General features: G+C 72.1%; 17 protein-coding genes. 4 read left to right on the forward strand and 13 right to left on the reverse strand.

The features are described 5' to 3' along the window. Genes zwf through pgl form a run of 3 tightly spaced genes read left to right on the forward strand, consistent with a single transcriptional unit; the run spans nucleotide 1 to nucleotide 3,433 of the window. Nucleotides 1-1,536, forward strand: a complete 1,536-nt coding sequence (gene zwf, locus ACFVFR_RS12810; protein ID WP_383700455.1) for a glucose-6-phosphate dehydrogenase — start codon at nucleotides 1-3, stop codon at nucleotides 1,534-1,536. Beyond that, complete coding sequence (gene opcA, locus ACFVFR_RS12815) at nucleotides 1,533-2,630, forward strand: glucose-6-phosphate dehydrogenase assembly protein OpcA (RefSeq protein ID WP_383700457.1); 1,098 nt, start codon at nucleotides 1,533-1,535, stop codon at nucleotides 2,628-2,630. Before zwf ends, opcA begins: the two co-directional genes overlap by 4 nt. Beyond that, a complete protein-coding gene (gene pgl / locus ACFVFR_RS12820) occupies nucleotides 2,627-3,433 on the forward strand; it encodes a 6-phosphogluconolactonase (RefSeq protein WP_383700459.1) in 807 nt (268 codons plus the stop codon). The genes opcA and pgl overlap by 4 nt, the downstream gene beginning before the upstream one ends. Before the next feature lie 130 nt (nucleotides 3,434-3,563). Here the strand turns inward: pgl and pgi are convergent, their stop codons facing one another. The 12 genes from pgi to ACFVFR_RS12880 form a co-directional block, all read right to left on the reverse strand. Continuing rightward, nucleotides 3,564-5,216, reverse strand: a complete 1,653-nt coding sequence (gene pgi / locus ACFVFR_RS12825; protein WP_383700703.1) for a glucose-6-phosphate isomerase — start codon at nucleotides 5,214-5,216, stop codon at nucleotides 3,564-3,566. A gap of 244 nt (nucleotides 5,217-5,460) precedes the next feature. Further along, a complete protein-coding gene (locus ACFVFR_RS12830; RefSeq protein ID WP_162465822.1) occupies nucleotides 5,461-5,796 on the reverse strand; it encodes an RNA polymerase-binding protein RbpA in 336 nt (111 codons plus the stop codon). 164 nt (nucleotides 5,797-5,960) lie between these two features. Then, nucleotides 5,961-6,194 carry a preprotein translocase subunit SecG gene (gene secG, locus ACFVFR_RS12835; protein ID WP_383700462.1) on the reverse strand — a complete coding sequence of 78 codons (234 nt, stop codon included), beginning with the start codon at nucleotides 6,192-6,194 and terminating at the stop codon, nucleotides 5,961-5,963. A gap of 148 nt (nucleotides 6,195-6,342) precedes the next feature. After that, nucleotides 6,343-7,119, reverse strand: a complete 777-nt coding sequence (gene tpiA, locus ACFVFR_RS12840) for a triose-phosphate isomerase (protein ID WP_383700464.1) — start codon at nucleotides 7,117-7,119, stop codon at nucleotides 6,343-6,345. 5 nt (nucleotides 7,120-7,124) lie between these two features. Beyond that, complete coding sequence (locus ACFVFR_RS12845) at nucleotides 7,125-8,336, reverse strand: phosphoglycerate kinase (RefSeq protein WP_383700466.1); 1,212 nt, start codon at nucleotides 8,334-8,336, stop codon at nucleotides 7,125-7,127. Nucleotides 8,337-8,536: 200 nt separating this feature from the next. Next, nucleotides 8,537-9,541 (reverse strand): type I glyceraldehyde-3-phosphate dehydrogenase, encoded by a 1,005-nt coding sequence (gap, locus tag ACFVFR_RS12850; protein ID WP_383700468.1) that lies wholly within the window; start codon nucleotides 9,539-9,541, stop codon nucleotides 8,537-8,539. Between the two features lie 327 nt (nucleotides 9,542-9,868). Further along, nucleotides 9,869-10,867: a DNA-binding protein WhiA gene (whiA, locus tag ACFVFR_RS12855; protein ID WP_383700470.1), complete on the reverse strand. Its 999-nt coding sequence runs from the start codon at nucleotides 10,865-10,867 to the stop codon at nucleotides 9,869-9,871. Then, nucleotides 10,858-11,904 carry a uridine diphosphate-N-acetylglucosamine-binding protein YvcK gene (gene yvcK / locus ACFVFR_RS12860; RefSeq protein WP_383700472.1) on the reverse strand — a complete coding sequence of 349 codons (1,047 nt, stop codon included), beginning with the start codon at nucleotides 11,902-11,904 and terminating at the stop codon, nucleotides 10,858-10,860. The genes whiA and yvcK overlap by 10 nt, the downstream gene beginning before the upstream one ends. Beyond that, entirely contained in the window at nucleotides 11,901-12,830 is a 930-nt protein-coding gene (rapZ, locus tag ACFVFR_RS12865; protein ID WP_383700474.1) for an RNase adapter RapZ, read from the reverse strand. Before rapZ ends, yvcK begins: the two co-directional genes overlap by 4 nt. Continuing rightward, nucleotides 12,827-14,962: an excinuclease ABC subunit UvrC gene (gene uvrC, locus ACFVFR_RS12870; protein ID WP_383700476.1), complete on the reverse strand. Its 2,136-nt coding sequence runs from the start codon at nucleotides 14,960-14,962 to the stop codon at nucleotides 12,827-12,829. Before uvrC ends, rapZ begins: the two co-directional genes overlap by 4 nt. 245 nt (nucleotides 14,963-15,207) lie before the next feature. Continuing rightward, nucleotides 15,208-16,134 (reverse strand): hypothetical protein, encoded by a 927-nt coding sequence (locus ACFVFR_RS12875; protein WP_383700478.1) that lies wholly within the window; start codon nucleotides 16,132-16,134, stop codon nucleotides 15,208-15,210. A 4-nt stretch (nucleotides 16,135-16,138) separates the two neighbouring features. Further along, nucleotides 16,139-16,759 (reverse strand): papain-like cysteine protease family protein, encoded by a 621-nt coding sequence (locus tag ACFVFR_RS12880; protein ID WP_383700480.1) that lies wholly within the window; start codon nucleotides 16,757-16,759, stop codon nucleotides 16,139-16,141. A 271-nt stretch (nucleotides 16,760-17,030) separates the two neighbouring features. Between ACFVFR_RS12880 and ACFVFR_RS12885 the strand changes: the two genes are divergently transcribed. Further along, the gene (locus ACFVFR_RS12885; RefSeq protein ID WP_383700482.1) at nucleotides 17,031-17,975 is read left to right on the forward strand and encodes a hypothetical protein; all 945 of its coding nucleotides are present in this window, start codon (nucleotides 17,031-17,033) and stop codon (nucleotides 17,973-17,975) included. A gap of 265 nt (nucleotides 17,976-18,240) precedes the next feature. Here the strand turns inward: ACFVFR_RS12885 and ACFVFR_RS12890 are convergent, their stop codons facing one another. Then, the gene (locus ACFVFR_RS12890) at nucleotides 18,241-18,672 is read right to left on the reverse strand and encodes a protein phosphatase (RefSeq protein ID WP_383700484.1); all 432 of its coding nucleotides are present in this window, start codon (nucleotides 18,670-18,672) and stop codon (nucleotides 18,241-18,243) included. Between the last annotated feature and the right edge of the window lie 419 nt (nucleotides 18,673-19,091).

Here is a 19,091-nt window from a genome sequence, read left to right on the forward strand (position 1 = left end):
TTGTCTCAACCCGCACGTGGCGACAACCCGCTGCGTGACGCTCAGGACCGACGGCTCCCGCGCATCGCGGGGCCGTCGGGCCTGGTGATCTTCGGCGTCACGGGCGACCTGTCGCGTAAGAAGCTGATGCCAGCCGTTTACGATCTGGCCAATCGCGGACTGCTGCCCCCGGGGTTCTCCCTCGTCGGCTTCGCCCGGCGCGACTGGGAGGACGAGGACTTCGCCCAGGTCGTCCACGACGCGGTGAAGGAACACGCCAGGACGCCGTTCCGCGAGGAGGTCTGGCAGCAGCTCGCCGAGGGCTTCCGCTTCGTCCCCGGCGAGTTCTCCGACGACGAGGCGTTCAAGCAGCTCAGGGCCACCATCGAGGAGCTGGACGCGGCGCGCGGCACCGGCGGCAACTTCGCCTTCTACCTGTCCGTTCCACCGAAGTTCTTCCCCACCGTCGTCGAGCAGCTCAAGAAGCACGGGCTGTCCGAGGGCCAGGGCGACTCCTGGCGGCGCGCGGTCATCGAGAAGCCCTTCGGGCACGACCTGGCCAGCGCGCAGGAGCTCAACCAGGTCGTCCACCAGGTCTTCCGGCCCAGCGACGTCTTCCGCATCGACCACTACCTGGGCAAGGAGACGGTCCAGAACATCCTGGCACTGCGCTTCGCCAACACGATGTTCGAGCCGCTGTGGAACCGCTCCTACGTGGACCACGTGCAGATCACCATGGCCGAGGACATCGGCATCGGTGGGCGCGCCGGCTACTACGACGGCATCGGCTCCGCGCGCGACGTCATCCAGAACCACCTGCTCCAGCTCCTGGCGCTGACCGCGATGGAGGAGCCGGCCTCCTTCGACGCCAAGGCGCTGGTCACCGAGAAGCTCAAGGTGCTCACGGCCGTCAAGCTGCCGCAGGACCTGGGCCGACACACCGTGCGCGGCCAGTACACGCACGGCTGGCAGGGTGGCATCGAGGTCGGCGGCTACCTGGAGGAAGAGGGCATCGACCCGCAGTCGAAGACCGACACCTACGCCGCCATCAAGCTGGGCATCGACAACCGCCGCTGGGCGGGCGTCCCCTTCTACCTGCGCACCGGAAAGCGCCTCGGCCGCCGGGTCACCGAGATCGCGGTGGTCTTCCAGCGCGCCCCGCACTCCCCCTTCGACACCACCGACACCCAGGAACTCGGGCAGAACGCCCTGGTCATCCGGGTGCAGCCGGACGAGGGCGTGACGATCCGGTTCGGTTCCAAGGTGCCGGGCACCTCCATGGAGATCCGGGACGTGACCATGGACTTCGCGTACGGCGAGTCCTTCACGGAGTCCAGCCCGGAGGCGTACGAGCGGCTGCTGCTCGACGTGCTGCTCGGCGACGCCAACCTCTTCCCCCGCCACCAGGAGGTCGAGGAGTCCTGGCGCATCCTCGACCCGATCGAGACGTACTGGGACCAGCACGGCAGGCCCGAGGAGTACACCGCCGGGACCTGGGGCCCCAGGGCGGCGGACGAGATGCTCGCACGAGACGGACGGAGCTGGCGGCGGCCATGAACATCGACCTCACGGACACCACGTCCAGCCAGATCAACTCCGCGCTGGTCCGGGCCCGCCGGGCCAGCGGCACGCCCGCCGTCGGCATGGTGCTCACCCTGGTGATCGTCACCGACGAGGGCAACCACTACGACGCGCTCAAGGCCGCCAGCGAGGCGTCCAAGGAACACCCCTCGCGCAACCTGGTCGTCATCCGTCGCCCCGGGCGTTCCCCGCGCGATCGCAAGATCGCCCGGCTGGACGCGGAGGTCCGGGTGGGCGGCGAGAACAACACCGGAGAAACGGTGCTGCTCCGCCTGCACGGCGAGCTGGCCAACCACGCCCACTCGGTGGTGCTGCCCCTGCTGCTGCCCGACGCTCCGGTCGTGGTGTGGTGGCCGGAGGACGCGCCGGAGCACCCCAGCGACGACCTGCTGGGCCAGCTCGCCGCGCGGCGCATCACCGACGCCCAGGCCACCGAGGACCCGGTCGCCACCCTCGCCCTGCGCGCGGGCACCTACACCCCGGGCGACACGGACCTGGCCTGGACCCGGATCACCCCCTGGCGCAGCGTGCTGGCGGCGGCCCTGGACCAGAAGCACGCCCCGATCACCTCGGCCTCCGTCGAGGGCGAGGCGTACAACCCCAGCAGCGAGCTGCTGGCGCTCTGGCTCGCCGAGCGGCTGGGCGTGCCGGTCGAGCGCAACGTCTCGGACGGCCCCGGCTTGACCGCGGTGCGCCTGGAGACGGCCGACGGCACGATCTGCCTGGACCGTGCGGACGGCTCGCTGGCCGAGTTGGCGATGCCCGGTCAGCCCGACCGGCATGTGGCGCTGCACCGGCGCGAGACCGCCGAGCTGATCGCCGAGGAGCTGCGCCGTCTGGACCCGGACGAGACGTACGCCTCGGCCGTCCGGTACGGCGTGCAGCGGCTGGGCGCGGGGGCCCCGGCCGCCAGGGGCGCGGTCCGGGCAGGCAGCACGGACGGCGCGGCGGCCGAGCCCGCCGCGCGACCCGAGCCCGCCGCGCCGGCCGAGGGCGGCGAGGCCACCGCCGCCAAGCCCGGCAAGAAGAAGGCGGCCTCGTCGGGAACCAGGAAGGCGGCGTCCACGTGAGTGCGCCGCAGATCGTGGTCCACCGCGACAAGGAGCTGATGGCCCGGGCCGCCGCCGCCCGGCTGATCACCCGGGTGGTGGACGCGCAGGCCGCGCGCGGCTCGGCCTCGGTCGTGCTCACCGGCGGGCGCAACGGCAACGGGCTGCTGGCCGCGCTCGCCGAGTCGCCGGCCCGGGACGCGGTCGACTGGTCGCGGCTGGACCTGTGGTGGGGCGACGAGCGGTTCCTGCCGGAAGGCGACCCGGAGCGCAACGTGACCCAGGCCCGACAGGCGCTGCTGGACGCGGTGCCGCTGGACCCGGCCCGGGTGCACCCGATGCCGGCCTCCGACGGCACCTACACCGGCGACGCCGACGCGGCAGCCGCCGCGTACGCCACCGAACTGGCCACCGCCGCAGCGCACGAGGCCGCGTCCCCGCCGGCCGGTGCCGGAGGCGGCGGCGTGCCGGCCTTCGACGTGCTCCTGCTGGGCGTCGGCCCGGACACACACGTCGCCTCGCTCTTCCCGGAGCTGCCCGCCGTGCGGGAGACGGAGCGCTCGGTGGTCGGCGTGCACGGCGCGCCCAAGCCGCCGGCCACCCGCGTCTCGCTGACGCTGCCCGCCATCCGCGCGGCCCGCGAGGTGTGGCTGCTCGCCGCCGGGGCCGACAAGGCGGGGGCGGTGGCCATCGCCCTGTCGGGCGCGGGTGAGGTGCAGGCCCCGGCCGCGGGCGCGCGCGGGCAGAGCCGCACGCTGTGGCTGCTGGACCAGAGCGCGGCGGCCGAGTTGCCGCGCGACCTGTATCCGCCCTCCTCGCCCTGACGGCGCGCCGCCGGTGGCTCGTGGTCGGTGACCGGCCCGGCGGTCTCGCTCGAACGCCCGGCCGCCGCCCCGCTGTGCGGGTGCGGCGGCCGGGCGCTTGTCCTTGCTGGTCGGGCCGGCCCCGACGGGGTCAACGCCCGCGCAGCGCCCGGTACCTGTGCACCAGGGTCGCCGTCGAACTGTCCAGCCCCGGCACCTCCTCGGCGGCGCGCAGCGCGGGCTCGACGCGCTTGGCGAGCACCTTGCCGAGCTCGACGCCCCACTGGTCGAAGGAGTCCACGTTCCAGATGGCGCCCTGGACGAACACCTTGTGCTCGTAGAGCGCGATCAGCTGGCCGAGCACCGAGGGCGTCAGCTCGCTGGCGAGGAGGGTGCTGGTCGGCCGGTCGCCACGGAAGGTCCGGTGCGGCACGAGCTCCTCGGCCACGCCCTCGGCCCGGACCTCCTCGGCCGTCTTGCCGAACGCCAGCGCCTGGCCCTGCGCGAACAGGTTGGCCATCAGCAGGTCGTGCTGCTCCGCCAGGCCGGGCAGCAGGTCGTCCACCGGCTGGGCGAAGCCGATCAGGTCCGCCGGGATGAGCTTGGTGCCCTGGTGGAGCAGCTGGTAGTAGGCGTGCTGGCCGTTGGTGCCGGGCGTGCCCCACACCACGGGCCCGGTCTGCCAGGTCACCGGCCGGCCCGCGCGGTCCACCGACTTGCCGTTGGACTCCATGTCGAGCTGCTGGAGGTAGGCGGTGAACCTGGACAGGTAGTGGCTGTACGGCAGGACCGCGTGGGCCTGCGCGTCGTGGAATCCGCCGTACCAGACGCCGAGCAGGCCGAGCAGCAGGGGCACGTTCTCCTCGGGCGGCGCGTTCAGGAAATGCTCGTCGACCAGGTGGAAGCCCGCGAGCATCTCCCGGAACCGGTCGTGGCCGATGGCGATCATCAGCGAGAGCCCGATGGCGGAGTCGTACGAGTAGCGCCCGCCGACCCAGTCCCAGAACTCGAACATGTTGGCCGGATCGATGCCGAATTCGGCGACCTTCTCCGCGTTGGTGGACAGCGCGACGAAGTGCTTGGCCACCGCCTCCTGGCCGGCTCCCAGCTCGGTCAGGAGCCAGTCGCGGGCCGAGGTCGCATTGGTGATCGTCTCGATGGTGGTAAAGGTCTTGGAAGCGACGACGAACAGCGTCTCGGCCGCGTCGAGATCACGGATCGCCTCATGCAGATCGGCGCCGTCCACATTGGATACGAAACGGAAATCCAGGTGGCGCGCGCTGTAGGCGCGCAACGCCTCATAGGCCATGGCCGGGCCCAGATCGGAGCCGCCGATGCCGATATTGACGACCGTCCTGATCGGCTTGCCGGTGTGCCCGGTCCAGTCGCCCGACCTGACGCGGTCGGAGAAGGTGGCCATCTTGGTGAGCACGGCGTGCACGGCGGGCACCACGTTCTCGCCGTCGGACTCGATGACCTTCGAGAGCGGGGCCCGTAGCGCCGTGTGGAGCACCGAGCGCCCCTCGGTGACGTTGATCTTCTCGCCGCGGAACATCGCGTCCCGCAGTTCGGCGACGCCGCTCGCGGCGGCCAGCGCCCGCAGCAGGCGCAGCGTCTCGTCGTTCACCAGGTGCTTGGAGTAGTCCAGATACAGATCGCCGACCTGGAGGGCGTAGCGCTCGCCGCGCGTCGGGTCGGCCGCGAACACCTCGCGCAGGCGCACCTCCCCGAGCTGCTCCCGGTGCTTTCCCAGCGCGATCCACTCCGGCATCTGATCGAGCCGGGTTCGGCCTTCAGCATTCATCTCGGACATCCGCCCTATTCTTCTCGTCATTGCGCGCCAGCGCCGCCCAACCTAGTTGATCAGGGCGGTACGTACGTCGCAATCGCGACTCGGCCCACGGAAAGGGCCCGGCAGCGTCTTCCGTGGGGAAGTGCTGCCGGGCCCGATGCGCCGCCGATGGGGCGTGGGTGCCGACGGGGCGCGCGCCACCAGGCGTCACGGCCCGGCCTCGGACGGGGTCCGCGCGCGGCGGTCCCGCGATCCGTCAGATCTCGCCGCGGAGCTTGGCCAGCGCCTCCGCCAGGATCGCCTCGCCGTCCGCGTCGCTGCGCCGCTCCCGCACGTAGGCGAGGTGCGTCTTGTACGGCTCGGTGCGCGGCGGGTCCGGCGGATTGTCCCGGTCCTTTCCGGCGGGGAAGCCGCAGCGCGGACAGTCCCAGGTTTCGGGAATCTGCGCGTCGCTGGCGAAGCTCGGCTGTGTCTCGTGCCCGTTCGAGCACCAGAAGGAAATGCGGAGGCGCGGCGCTGACTCGCCTCGCTCCGCCTCCCCCATCGGCCCCGCTCCGACCCGACTTCCTCGGATCGCGTTGCCACTTGCCACGGTTGTAACTCCCTGCGTGATGGTGCCGCGAAGCATCCGATAGGCGGCTCCGCTGCCGGGCGCCCCAGTCTATGTAAGGCCCAACGCGCGTCCAGCGACAGGAGTTACACCCGCCCCCGAGGACGCAAGCCCAATAATAGGCCGCGCTGACGACGGTCCGTCAGTTAATCCAGCTTCATCAGCACGCCAAGGGCGACGATGCACGCGAACCACAGCAGGCCGACCACAACGGTGATCCGGTCAAGGTTACGCTCGGCGACAGAAGAGCCGCCGACAGAGGACTGCATTCCGCCACCGAACATGTCGGACAGGCCGCCACCCTTTCCCTTGTGCATGAGCACGAGCATCATCAACAGCGCGCTGAAGATGATGAGGGCGATTGAGAACCCAGTTTCCACGGCTGGACCAACTCTCTCGGAAGCAAGAATTCTGAAAACGATCTGATGAAACGGATGGAACCGCTGAACGCCGTCGGGGCCGGACAGCGTGTTAACGCCGGTACCGGCCCCGACAGGGTACGACGGGGTAGCCCCGTCGTCATAGCTGCTACTGGTCGCGGAAGCGGACGATCTTGACGAACTCGTCCGCGTCCAGGGCGGCGCCGCCGATCAGCGCGCCGTCCACGTCCGGCTTGGCCATGATCGCCGCGATGTTGCCGGCCTTGACGGAGCCGCCGTACTGGATGCGCACCTTGTCCGCCAGGTCCCTGCTGTACAGGTCGGCCAGCCGCTTGCGGATGGCCGAGCAGACCTCCTGCGCGTCCTCGGGCGTGGCGACCTCGCCGGTGCCGATCGCCCAGACCGGCTCGTAGGCGATGACGATCGACTCGGCCTGCTCGGCGGGCAGGTCCTTCAGCGCCCCCTCCACCTGCGCGAGGGTGTGCGGCACGTGCTGGCCGGCCTTGCGGACGTCCAGCCCCTCGCCGACGCACAGGATGGGCGTGATGCCGTGCTTGAAGGCGGCCTTGACCTTGGCGTTGCAGACCTCGTCGCTCTCGCCGTGGTACTGACGGCGCTCGGAGTGCCCGACCGTCGCGTAGCTGCACTTGAGCTTGGAGAGCATGGGGCCGGAGATCTCGCCGGTGTACGCGCCGGAGTCGTGCGCCGAGATGTCCTGGGCGCCGTACTTGATCTTGAGCTTGTCGCCGTCGACCAGCGTCTGCACTGACCGCAGGTCGGTGAAGGGCGGCAGGACGGCGACCTCGACGGTGTCGTAGTCCTTGTCGGCGAGCGCGAAGGCGAGCTTCTGGACGTGTGCGATGGCCTCAAGGTGGTTGAGGTTCATCTTCCAGTTGCCCGCCATCAGCGGGGTGCGGTCACTCACGGTGTTCAGTCCTCCAGTGCGGCGAGGCCGGGGAGCGTCTTGCCCTCGAGGTATTCGAGGCTGGCGCCACCGCCGGTCGAAATGTGGCCGAAAGCGTTCTCGTCGAAGCCCAGGATGCGCACGGCCGCGGCCGAGTCCCCGCCGCCGACCACCGAGAAGGCCGGGCTGTCGAGGAGTGCCTGGGCGACGGCCCGGGTGCCGTCGGCGTAGTCGGGGTGCTCGAAGACGCCCATCGGCCCGTTCCAGAAGACGGTGGCCGCGTCGGCGAGCTTCGAGGCGTAGAGCTTGCGGGTCTCGGGGCCGATGTCCAGACCCATCTGACCGGCGGGCATGGCGTTCGCGGCGACCGTCTCCGGGTGGGTCGGCGCCTTGGCCGCCAGGTCCGGGAAGGCGGGCGCGACCACGACGTCCACCGGCAGCACGAACTCCACGCCGCGCTCGCTCGCCCGCGCCAGGTAGTCGCGGACGGTGGCGAGCTGGTCCTCCTGGACGAGCGAGGTGCCGATCTCGTGGCCCTGCGCCTTGAGGAAGGTGAAGACCATGCCACCGCCGATGAGAATGCGGTCGGCCTTCTCCAGCAGGTGGTCGATGACCCCGAGCTTGTCGGAGACCTTGGCGCCACCGAGCACGACGGCGTAGGGCCGCCGCACGTCGTCGGTGAGCTTGCGCAACACCCCGACCTCGGTGGCGATCAGGTCACCCGCCGCGTGCGGCAGCCGGGCCGGCAGGTCGTAGACGGAGGCGTGCTTGCGGTGCACGGCACCGAAGCCGTCGCCGACGTAAAGGTCGGCCAGCGCGGCGAGCTGGTCGGCGAAGGCGGCCCGCTCGGCGTCGTCCTTGCTCGTCTCGCCGGGGTTGAACCGGAGGTTCTGCAGCAGCGTGACCTCGCCGTCGCCCAGTGCGGCGACGGTGGCCTTCGCGCTCTCCCCCACGGTGTCGGTGGCGAACGTGACGTTCGTGCCGAGCAGTTCGCCGAGCCGGCCCGCGACGGGGGCCAGCGAGTACCGCTCCTCCGGCGCGCCCTTGGGGCGGCCGAGGTGCGAGGCGACGATCACCTTGGCGCCGGCCTCGGCGAGCTTGGCGATCGTGGGTGCGACGGCCCGGATGCGGCCGTCGTCGGTGATGGTGGCGCCCTCGAGCGGCACGTTGAGGTCAGCGCGGACGAACACCCGCTTGCCCGCCAGGCCGTCCTTGCTGAGGTCGTCGATCGTCTTCATGCTTCCTGGACTCCTTGAGTCTCCACGGTGGGCCTGCTGCATGGGTCAGGGCCCGGACGACGCGCCGTCGCGTCACCCGAGCCCTGTCCGCAACACATCTCGGTGACCCGGTGGCCGGGGCACCGTCCCGCGCCCCCGTGCCCACGGTCCGCCCCCACCGGGTTCACGGGGGCGCACCGGGCAGTACGGCTGCGGAAGGTTTAGAGCTGGCCGCCGACGAACGTGGTCAGGTCGACCAGGCGGTTGGAGTAGCCCCACTCGTTGTCGTACCAGCCGACGACCTTGACCTGCGCGCCCTGCGCCATGGTCAGGGAGGAGTCGAAGGTGCAGGAGGCCGGCCAGTTGACGATGTCCGAGGAGACGATGGGGTCCTCGGTGTACTCCAGGATGCCCTGGAGCTCGCCGTCGGCGGCCTTCTGGAAGGCGGCGTTGATCTCTTCCTTGGAGACCTCGCGGCTGAGTTCGAGCACGAGGTCGGTGACCGAGCCGGTGGGCACGGGCACGCGCATGGCGATGCCGTCCAGCTTGCCCTTGAGCTGCGGGAGGACCAAGGCGGTGGCCTTGGCGGCACCCGTCGAGGTCGGGATGATGTTCTCCGCGGCGGCCCGGGCGCGGCGCAGGTCCTTGTGCGGGAAGTCCAGGATGCGCTGGTCGTTGGTGTAGGCGTGCACCGTGGTCATCATGCCCTTGACGATGCCGAAGCTCTCGTCGAGGACCTTGGCCATCGGCGCCACACAGTTGGTGGTGCAGGAGGCGTTGGAGATGACGTGGTGCTGCGCGGCGTCGTACGTGTCCTGGTTGACGCCCATCACGATCGTGATGTCCTCGTCCTTGGCGGGCGCGGAGATCAGGACCTTCTTGGCGCCGGCCGCGATGTGCTTGGCGGCGTCGTCGCGCTTGGTGAAGATGCCGGTGGACTCGATGACGATGTCGGCGCCGAGCTCGCCCCAGGGCAGGGCGGCCGGGTCGCGCTCGGCCATCGTCTTGAAGGTCTGGTTGCCCACCGTGATGGTGTCGTCCGTGTGGCTGACGTTCTGCTTCAGCCGACCCAGGATCGAGTCGTACTTCAGCAGGTGGACCAGGGTGGCGTTGTCGGTCAGGTCGTTGACACCGACGATCTCGATGTCCGCACCCTGCTCCAGGAGCGCGCGGAAGTAATTGCGACCGATACGGCCAAAGCCGTTGATGCCTACGCGGATCGTCACGAACCGATCTCCTCGTTGGTGTGCCGGTCTGGACGCCGGCGAGCTGTATGGGATGTCCCCGACCGCCTTCGACCCTACCTCGTACGCGACCCGTGCGTGACATGTGACCGGCGCCCGACAGGCACCCGATCGGGGCCGTCCGAGGCGGCTCCAGGCCCGGAATAGCAGGGCCGAAGCGGCTCTCGTACGACACCCGCGGTAGGCGGTGCGTCCCCCGCGCGGCACCCCGTCGGGCACGGCGTCAGAGCTCGGGGAAGCCGCCCGGTCGGACCGTCGTGAGCGGCCGACACGGGAGCGGCGCGCGCGCCGCCCGACGCGCCCTGGGCGTCAGCCGACGACGCCCTCGACCATCTCCTCGCCCAGGTCGGCCAGGTTGGACTCGGTGCCCGGAATGCCCAGGTCCTGGGCTCGCTTGTCCGCCATGGCCAGCAGGCGCCGGATGCGGCCGGCCACCGCGTCCTTGGTCAGCGGCGGGTCGGCGAGCGCGCCCAGCTCCTCCAGCGACGCCTGCTTGTGCTCCATCCGCAGCCGACCGGCCGCGGCCAGGTGCTCGGGCACCTCCTCGCCGAGGATCTCCAGGGCGCGCTGGACGCGGGCGCCGGCCGCGACGGCCGCGCGGGCCGAGCGGCGCAGGTTGGCGTCGTCGAAGTTGGCGAGCCGGTTGGCGGTGGCCCGCACCTCGCGCCGCATCCGGCGCTCCTCCCAGGCCAACACCGACTCGTGGGCGCCCAGTCGCGTCAACAGCGCGCCGATCGCGTCCCCGTCCCGGACGACGACCCGGTCAACACCGCGCACCTCCCGCGCCTTGCTGGCGATCTGCAACCTCCGCGCCGCGCCGACCAGCGCGAGGGCGGCCTCCGGCCCCGGGCAGGTCACCTCCAGTGACGAGGAGCGGCCGGGCTCGGTCAGCGAGCCGTGGGCCAGGAACGCGCCGCGCCAGGCCGCCTCCGCGTCGCACGTCGCGCCGGAGACCACCTGCGGGGGCAGGCCGCGGATCGGGCGGCCGCGGCCGTCGACCAGCCCGGTCTGCCGGGCGAGCTGATCGCCGCCCGCCACCACCCGCACCACGTACCTGCTGCCTCTGCGCAGCCCGCCGGGCGCCATGACCACCAGGTCGGAGGCGTGCCCGAAGATTTCGAGGATGTCCTTGCGCAGCCGCCTGGCCGCGATGCCGGTATCGAGCTCGGCTTCGATCACGATGCGCCCGCTGACCAGGTGCAGCCCGCCCGCGAACCGCAGGATCGAGGAGACCTCCGCCTTGCGGCAGCAGGTCCGGGTGACGGGAAGCCGGGAAATCTCATCCTTCACCGCAGCCGTCATCGCCATGGGCCGATCCTTCCATGCATCCGAAAAATACGGTCATACGCGGCGGCCAACAGCTCGGGGTCGTGCCTGGCTGAGCCGTCCCCGGCGTCCTGCGGGGAGCAGCTTCCAGGCGCGGCCACCGGCGCCAGCTCGACCGTGCCGCCGAGCCGCGCCGCGGCCTGTCGGAGGGTGTCTCGGTCGGGCACGGCGGCCTCGTCGGCCAGCACCACGTCCAGGGCGAGTTTAGGGGCGTGTCGGGCCAAAACCTCCAAATGACGCTGCGGAGAGAAGCCGTCTGTTTCACCGGGTTGGGGCGCGAGGTTGAGCGAGAGGACCCGGCGGGCCTTCGTCTCGATCAGCGCCTCCAGCAGTTCGGGCACCAGCAGGTGCGGTATCACCGAGGAGAACCAGGAGCCCGGACCGAGGACGACCCAGTCGGCGTCGAGCACCGCGGAGACCGCCTCCGGCACGGCGGGCGGGTCGTTGGGCACCAGGTGCACCGACTGCACCTCGCCCGGTGTGAGGGCGACGGTGGCCTGCCCCCGGACGGTGCTGATCTCCTCCGGCCGCAGCGGATCGTGCCCGCGCACCAGCGCCTGGAGCTCCAGCGGCACGGCCGACATGGGCAGCACCCTGCCGTGCGCGCCGAGCAGCCGGCCGACCCACTCCAGGGCCTTCACATGGTCGCCCAGCTGCTCCCACAGGGCGACGATGAGCAGGTTGCCCACGGCGTGGCCGTGCAGCTCGCCCTCGCTGGCGAACCGGTGCTGGATCACCCGGGCCCAGGTCTGGCCCCAGTCGTCGTCGCCGCACAGGGCGGCCAGCGCCTTGCGCAGGTCGCCGGGGGGCAGAACACCCAGCTCGTCGCGGAGTCGACCGCTGGACCCGCCGTCGTCGGCGACCGTGACGACCGCGGTGAGGTCGCCGGTGATGCGGCGCAGCGCGGCGAGCGAGGCGGACAGCCCCCGGCCGCCGCCGAGCGCGACGACCTTGGGCTGGGCTCCTCGGCTGGTGCGGGCTCCGACCAGGCGCCGGAACCGTCGGGAACGGACGGTCACTCGCGCCCCATGTCCCGGTGCACGATCACCGTCTCCACTCCCTCGGCGGCCAGCCGGGTGGCCAGTTTCTCCGACATGGCCACACTGCGGTGCTTGCCGCCCGTGCAGCCGACGGCGATGGTGACGTACCGCTTGCCCTCGCGGCGGTAGCCGGCGGCGATGAGCTGGAGGAGTTCGGCGTACCGGTCCAGGAACTCCTTGGCCCCGGGCTGGTTGAAGACGTAACCGGAGACCTCCTCGTTGAGCCCGGTGAAGGGGCGCAGCTCGGGGACCCAGTGCGGGTTGGGCAGGAAGCGGCAGTCCACGACGAGATCGGCGTCGACCGGCAGCCCGTACTTGTAGCCGAAGGACATGACGGTGGCCCGCAGCTCGGGTTCCTCGTCGCCGGCGAACTGGGCGTCCATCTTGGCGCGCAGCTCGTGGACGTTGAGGCTGGAGGTGTCGATCACCAGGTCGGCGTCGCCGCGCAGCTCGCGCAGCAGGTCGCGCTCGGCGGCGATGCCGTCCACGATGCGACCGTCGCCCTGGAGCGGGTGCGGGCGGCGCACCGACTCGAAGCGCCGCACCAGCGCGTCGTCGGATGCCTCCAGGAAGAGCACGCGGCGCTTGACGTGCTTGGCCTCCAGGTCGGCCAGCGACTCGCGGAGGTTGTCGAAGAAGCGACGGCCCCGTACGTCGACGACCACGGCGATCCGGGCGACGTTGCCCTGCGAGCGCGCCCCGAGGTCCACCATGGTGGGGATCAGGGCGGGTGGCAGGTTGTCCACCACGAACCAGCCGAGGTCCTCCAGACACTTGGCGGCCGTGCTGCGACCGGCCCCCGACATGCCGGAGATGATCACCAGCTCGGGGATGGCCACCGGTTCGGCGACCTCGCCCGTGTTGCCCGTACTCACCTGTGCTTCATCTCCATCGATCTCGTTCACGGTGTGTCCCCCCGTTCCGATGATGCCGCCGTGGTCGGGGCGTCATCTTCAATGATCTCTCCTGTGGCGGTGTTCACCGCCGGAGCGGCCGGAGCCGCCTGGGCCAGGGCCGCGGCGACGGTCTCGGCCGTCTTGCGGCCGACGCCGGGCACCTCGCAGAGCTGGTCGACCGTGGCGGCGCGCAGCCGCTTGAGCGAGCCGAAGTGCTTGAGCAGGGCGCGCTTGCGGGTCTCCCCCAAGCCTGCCACCGCGTCCAGCGGACCGGCCTTGAAGCTCGCCGCGCGCTTGGTGCGCTGGTAGCTGATCGCGAACCGGTGCGCCTCGTCGCGCACCCGCTGGAGCAGGTACAGGCCCTCGCTGCTGCGGGGCAGGACGACCGGGTCGTCGTCGTGCGGCAGCCAGACCTCCTCCAGCCGCTTGGCCAGGCCGCAGACGGCCACGTCGTCGATGCCCAGCTCGTCCAGGGCCCGCTGGGCGGCGGCGACCTGCGGCTGTCCGCCGTCGACGACCACGAGCTGCGGCGGGTAGGCGAACCGGCGCGGCCGGCCCTCCTCGTCGCGGCCCGAGTCGGCCACCGAGCCGGACCTGGGCCTCCCGTCCGGGCCCAGCTCCTCGACGGTGACGCGGCCCGGGACCTGGCCGGCGGCGGCGCCCGCGTCGGCCGGGGCGTCGGTGGGCCGCTCCGGCGACGCGTCGACCCCCTCGGCGGCCGGCTCCCACTCGCCGGTCTTCTGCTTCTCCTGGAGATAGCGCCGGAAGCGGCGGCTGACCACCTCGTGCATCGAGCGGACGTCGTCCTGGCCGGCGAAGGACTTGATCTGGAAGCGCCGGTACTCGCTCTTGCGCGGCAGGCCGTCCTCGAAGACCACCATCGAGGCGACCACGTCGTCACCCTGGAGGTGCGAGATGTCGAAGCACTCGACCCGCAGCGGCGCGCTCTCCAGGTCGAGGGCCTCGGCGATCTCCTCCAGCGCCCGCGAGCGGGTGGTCAGGTCGGAGGCCCGTTTGGTCTTGTGCAGCACCAGGGCCTGCTGCGCGTTCCTGGCGACGGTGGCCATCAGGTCCTTCTTGTCGCCGCGCTGGGGTATGCGCAGGGACACGTGGGAGCCGCGGCGGTCGGTGAGCCACTGGTTGATCGCCGAGGTGTCCTCGGGCAGGACGGGGACCAGCACCTCCTTGGGCACGGCGTCGCCGCTCTCCTCGCCGTACAGCTGCTGGAGCGCGTGGGCGACCAGGCCCGCCGTGTCCACGGCCTCGACCTTGTCGGTGACCCAGCCGCGCTGGCCGCGCACGCGCCCGCCGCGCACGTGGAAGATCTGGACGGCGGCCTCCAGTTCGTCCTCGGCCACCGCGATCAGGTCAGCGTCGGTGGCGTCGGTGAGGACGACGGCGTTCTTCTCCATCGCGCGCTTGAGCGCCTCGACGTCGTCCCGCAGCCGGGCCGCCTTCTCGTACTCCATCTCCTCGGACGCCTCGCGCATGCGGGCCTCCAGACGCCGGATGTAGGCGCCCGTGCGACCGGCCATGAAGTCGCAGAACTCCTCGGCCAGCGCCCGGTGTTCGGCGGCGTCCACCCGGCCCACGCAGGGGGCGGAGCACTTGCCGATGTATCCCAGCAGGCACGGCCGGCCGATCTGGGCGGAGCGCTTGAAGACCCCGGCGGAGCAGGTGCGTACGGGGAAGACGCGCAGCATCAGGTCCACGGTCTCGCGGATCGCCCACGCGTGTCCGTAGGGGCCGAAGTAGCGCACGCCCTTGCGCTTGGGGCCGCGCATCACCTGGACCCGGGGGAACTCCTCGTTGAGCGTCACGGCCAGGGACGGATAGCTCTTGTCGTCGCGGTACTTGACGTTGAACCGGGGGTCGAACTCCTTGATCCACGCGTACTCCAGCTGGAGCGCCTCGACCTCGGTGGAGACGACGGTCCACTCCACGGAGGCGGCCGTGGTGACCATGGTGCGGGTACGCGGGTGCAGGTTCGCCAGGTCCTGGAAGTACGAGGACAGTCGCGGGCGCAGGCTCTTCGCCTTGCCGACGTAGATCACGCGCGCGTGCTGGTCCCGGAACTTGTAGACCCCGGGCGAGTCGGGGATCTGTCCCGGCTTGGGTCGGTAGCTGCTGGGGTCGGCCATGGTCACCACCCTACTGGCGGGCTGTGACAGTCCGGCCGCGATGCGACACCGCGAACCGGCCCGCGTCATGGGTCGCGGGGCGCCGCCGGCCCTGGTCGCGGGGCGCCGGCGGCGCGGCCCCGACCGCCGACGCGGCCGTGCCGCACCGGCCCGGTTCGGTCGGTGCGGCACGGCCCGTGAGCCGGGGGTAGCGCCGTGGCGTGGTGCGCCCTGGCGTACGCCCCGCGCGGGGGGGCGCCGGCGGGTCAGCGACGCCGCAGGCGCAGGGCGACGGCCCCGGACAGCCCGAGTGCGACGAGCGCCGCCAGCGCGGTGAGCGCGGACGTCGCGGTCAGCAGGCCCTCGTCACCCGTGGCGGCCGTGGCCCCCTGCCGCACGGCGTCCGGCGCGCTCTTGGCGGCCGGCGCCTGGTGGGGGGTGGTCGAGCTGGCGTCGGACCCCTGACCGAAGCCGCCGGCCTCGCCGCGCTTGTCGTACCGGGAGCCGGGCAGCTTGTCCGCGTACGCCCGGTGGACGCGTTCGCGGTAGGCGGCCACGGTGGTCCCGCGAGCGCCGACGGCCCGTTCGGCGTCGGTGTCCAGGGGCAGGATCCGCTCGCCGCGCTGCACGTACCAGGCGTCGATCTGCGGCTCGCGGAAGACGGTGCCGCCCGCGAGCTTCCGCTCACCCTTGGCCACGTAGTACGTCTCGTCACCGCCGGTGGCGATGTTGACCACCTTCCAGGAGCCGCCGGTGCGCGCGGTCCACACGGAGGCGACCTGTCCGTCGGCGGACAGCGCCTTGCTGGCCAGGAAGTCCAGCGTGGCGATCGGCTCGCGGCCGGTGCCCTTGGCGTCGGCGACGAAACCGGGCGCCAGGGTGTAGACGGGCACCGTCGCCCCCTCGATACGCGGTCGCGCCTTCCCCCTGGCGGCGGCGCCGTCCGCCGTGGCGGCGGCGTCCCGGGCGAAGAAGCGCGCGAGGCTGTCGAGGGTGGCGGGGGCGGTGGTCGCGTCGCGCGCCGCGTCGACGGCGGTGGCGGCCGGGGCCTTGGGCGAGGCCGGCGACGGTGAGTCGGCCGCGGCGGGCGGGGCACCGCCGACCAGGACGGCGAGGGCGGCCAGGGTCGCCGCGCCCGCCGCGTACCGGGCGCGCGGCGACGTGTTCGGCTGGGGCGTGTGTTCGGCGCTCATGTCCTCACGCTCCGATCTGGTAGAGCGAGTGAGTCCACGTGTGCTGGTTGTTGCTCACGTACCAGTTGTGCGCGGCCCAGTTGTAGCGGTTGTTGGAGGGCCAGGGGTCGCCCCAGTAGACGAAGCCGTTGGCGTTGTCGTAACCGTAGATGACATGCATGTGGCCTCCGCCCGAGGACCACTGGATGCGGGTCTCAATGGGGCGATTCGCGTTGATCTCGTTCTGGACCGCGCCGTACTGCAACCAGTCGTTGATGTACGAGCCCGGCCTGATGCCCGCCCAACGCAGCGCAGTTTGCACGTTACCGAGGGTAGCCTGATTGTTGGGGCAGTCGGGGCCCTGCTGCCTGTTGAACGCGGCGTTGCAGAACTGGTTCTGGCTGAGGTTCTTGCCCATCCAGGTGGCGATGGTGTTGCCGGCGGCCGACCAGCACCAGTTGGTCTTCTGCTGCGCCTGCATGGTGATGTTCAGCCGGTTCGCGGCGCGGGCCTCCCGCGAGTCGTCGGGGGCGGCGGTGGCCGTGGCCGCGGGGGCGGCCAGCAGGGCGACCGCGGCGAGCGCGGTCACGGACAGTCGTCTACGTCGGGAGCCGCGCGCACGGCGCGGTCGCAGGGTGAGGGGCATGGGCGTTCCTCCCGGGATGCGAGGGGAGTGGGGTGGAGGAGCGCGTCCGGACGCTGCGAGGAGCATCAGGTGTTGTCCGAGCACAGTCAACGCGCTTCAATGCGTGGTGATAATCGACGTGAACGGTCGGCACCAGATGTGAACGCCCCCGCACCCGGCCAGCTGGATCACGGCGCGCGAGGCACCACACCGGAGCGATCCGATCGTGAATGTTCACGTAGGGCACCGGGGTGTGAACATCCGTCCTGACACGGCTCAGGGGAGGCATGCGATGCGACAGACCGCCACGCGTTCGGACGCGGTCGAGGCCGAGTTGGCACGGGCGCTGCGCACCGGCCCCTTCCCCCTCGCCCTGCGGACCGCGCTCGCCGCGCGCGGCCTGGCGCTCCACCGCGTGCAGCACCGACTGGCGCAGCGCGGCGTCAAGGTCGGCGTCACCAGCCTCAGCTACTGGCAGCAGGGCGCCCGCACTCCGCGCCGGGCGGAGTCCCTACGCGCCGTGCGCGCGCTCGAGGACGTGCTCGACCTGCCCGCCCACGCCCTGACCCGGCTTCTGGAACCGGCGCTACGCCCCGACGTCGAGCGCCCCGCCGCCCGCTCCTACCGCACGCTGCACGAGCAGTCCGAGTCCGTCGCCCTGCTGATCTCCGACCTCGGCTCACCCCTCGACGGCGGCCTGCACACCGTCTGCCACCTGGAGCGCATCCACATCGGCGCCCACCGGGAACTGTCGGCCCGCGAGTCCCAGCACGTGGTCCGGGCGCACCGGGACGGCGTGGACCGCTACCTCGCCATCCACCAGGGCGACCACGGCTGCGAGCCCGGCCAGGTCCGGGTGCGCGCGACGGACAACTGCCGGGTGGGCCGACTGCGCTGGCACTCGACCACCGGCGTCCTGGTCACCGAACTCCTCTTCGACACCCGGCTGCGCGCCGGCGACACCCACGTGTTCAGCTACGTCGTCGAGGACGGCACGGGCGGCCAGAGCACCGAGTACTTCCGGGGCTTTCCCTTCGCGGGCGGCCAGTACGTCCTCCAGGTGCGGTTCGACCCGACCGCCCTGCCCGTACGCTGCCACCGCTTCGCGCAGGGCTCCGCCGGCGCCACCCGCAGCGGCCAACACGAGCTCACCCTGAGCGGCCAGCACCGCTCCGTCCACCTCACGGAGCAGGGCGTGCGTCCCGGCATTCTGGGCATCGCGTGGGACTGGGCGTAACCCCCGGAGGCCGGTGACCGGGGGCGGGGCGGACGCGCGGCTCGCGGGCCGCCGCGCTGTCGCCGCTGGCCACGGCCGGCCCCGGGGCGGGCGAGCGCGACGGGGCGCACACAGAGGCGGCCCGGCCACGGTGGGGGCGCTCCCTCGCGTACGCCCCGGTCGGACGGCCTTGTCCCGCGCGCGCCGGCGGGCGGCCGGCGCCCGAGCCGCATGCGCACACCGGGGGCGAGCCGCCACGCGGCACCCCGCGCCCCGTGCCGTCGGGCTACGCGAAGGCGGCCACGAAACGCCGCTGCCAGGGCGTTTCCACGGCCCGAGGCGCGTAGTGCCGTCGCACGTACGCCACGGCCTCGCCGCTGGGCACCCCGTCCAGCACGGCGAGGCAGGCCAGCGCGGTACCGGTGCGCCCGACCCCGCCGCCGCAGGCGATCTCGACGCGCTCGGACGCGGCCCGCGCCCATGCCAGCCGCAACGCCTCACCGGCGGCCGTGCGATCCGAGGGCAGCCAGAAGTCCGGCCAGCGGACCCACCGGGCCTCCCACGCGACGGCGGGCGGCCGGCGGCCCCGCAGATACAGCGCGAAGTCCGGCTGAGGACCGGCGGGAAGCGGATGCCGCAGCCCCCGGCCGCGCACGAGCCGGCCCGACGGCAGCCGCAACACACCCGTCGTCGTATCGGAGTCCCAGGTAGCGATCACACCGCGAGCGTAACTCTCCTCCCGGCAGCACGCGTTGAACCGCCCACGGCCGAGAGTCACGCAGGTGGCGAACGTGCGAGTGGCCAGCCCGCCCGCGCGGCCGGCGGCGCGCGCACGACCGGGGTCCGGTTGGCTGGCGGGCCGGGTGGCTGGCGGGTCCGGGACCGGCGGCGTGCGGCGGGCACGCGCGCCCGGCGTGCGCGGGGAGCCCGTCCGGGTGGTCCCGCCGGGCGGAGACGCCAGCCCGGGCCGGGGCTCGGGGGCACGTGCCACGGGGCGATGCGGGCTCGGCCAGGTCGACGGCTGAGCCGCGAGGAGCGCACGCGGAGGCTGAACCACTCGCGCACGGGGCGTCCGGGGCCCGCGAGGTTCAGGGGCGTCGGCCAGCGTGCGCGGACACCCGGGGCGGTACGCGCGCG

Source organism: Streptomyces sp. NPDC057702, assembly GCF_042799315.1.
Classification (GTDB): domain Bacteria; phylum Actinomycetota; class Actinomycetes; order Streptomycetales; family Streptomycetaceae; genus Streptomyces.

Coding starts and splice junctions, on each gene's coding strand:
- opcA (WP_383700457.1), top strand. CDS start 1,533: ATGAACATCGACCTCACGGACACCACGTCCAGCCAGATCAACTCCGCG.
- pgi (WP_383700703.1), bottom strand. CDS start 5,216: ATGAATGCTGAAGGCCGAACCCGGCTCGATCAGATGCCGGAGTGGATC.
- ACFVFR_RS12845 (WP_383700466.1), bottom strand. CDS start 8,336: ATGAAGACGATCGACGACCTCAGCAAGGACGGCCTGGCGGGCAAGCGG.
- whiA (WP_383700470.1), bottom strand. CDS start 10,867: ATGGCGATGACGGCTGCGGTGAAGGATGAGATTTCCCGGCTTCCCGTC.
- uvrC (WP_383700476.1), bottom strand. CDS start 14,962: ATGGCCGACCCCAGCAGCTACCGACCCAAGCCGGGACAGATCCCCGAC.
- ACFVFR_RS12875 (WP_383700478.1), bottom strand. CDS start 16,134: ATGAGCGCCGAACACACGCCCCAGCCGAACACGTCGCCGCGCGCCCGG.
- ACFVFR_RS12880 (WP_383700480.1), bottom strand. CDS start 16,759: ATGCCCCTCACCCTGCGACCGCGCCGTGCGCGCGGCTCCCGACGTAGA.
- ACFVFR_RS12885 (WP_383700482.1), top strand. CDS start 17,031: ATGCGACAGACCGCCACGCGTTCGGACGCGGTCGAGGCCGAGTTGGCA.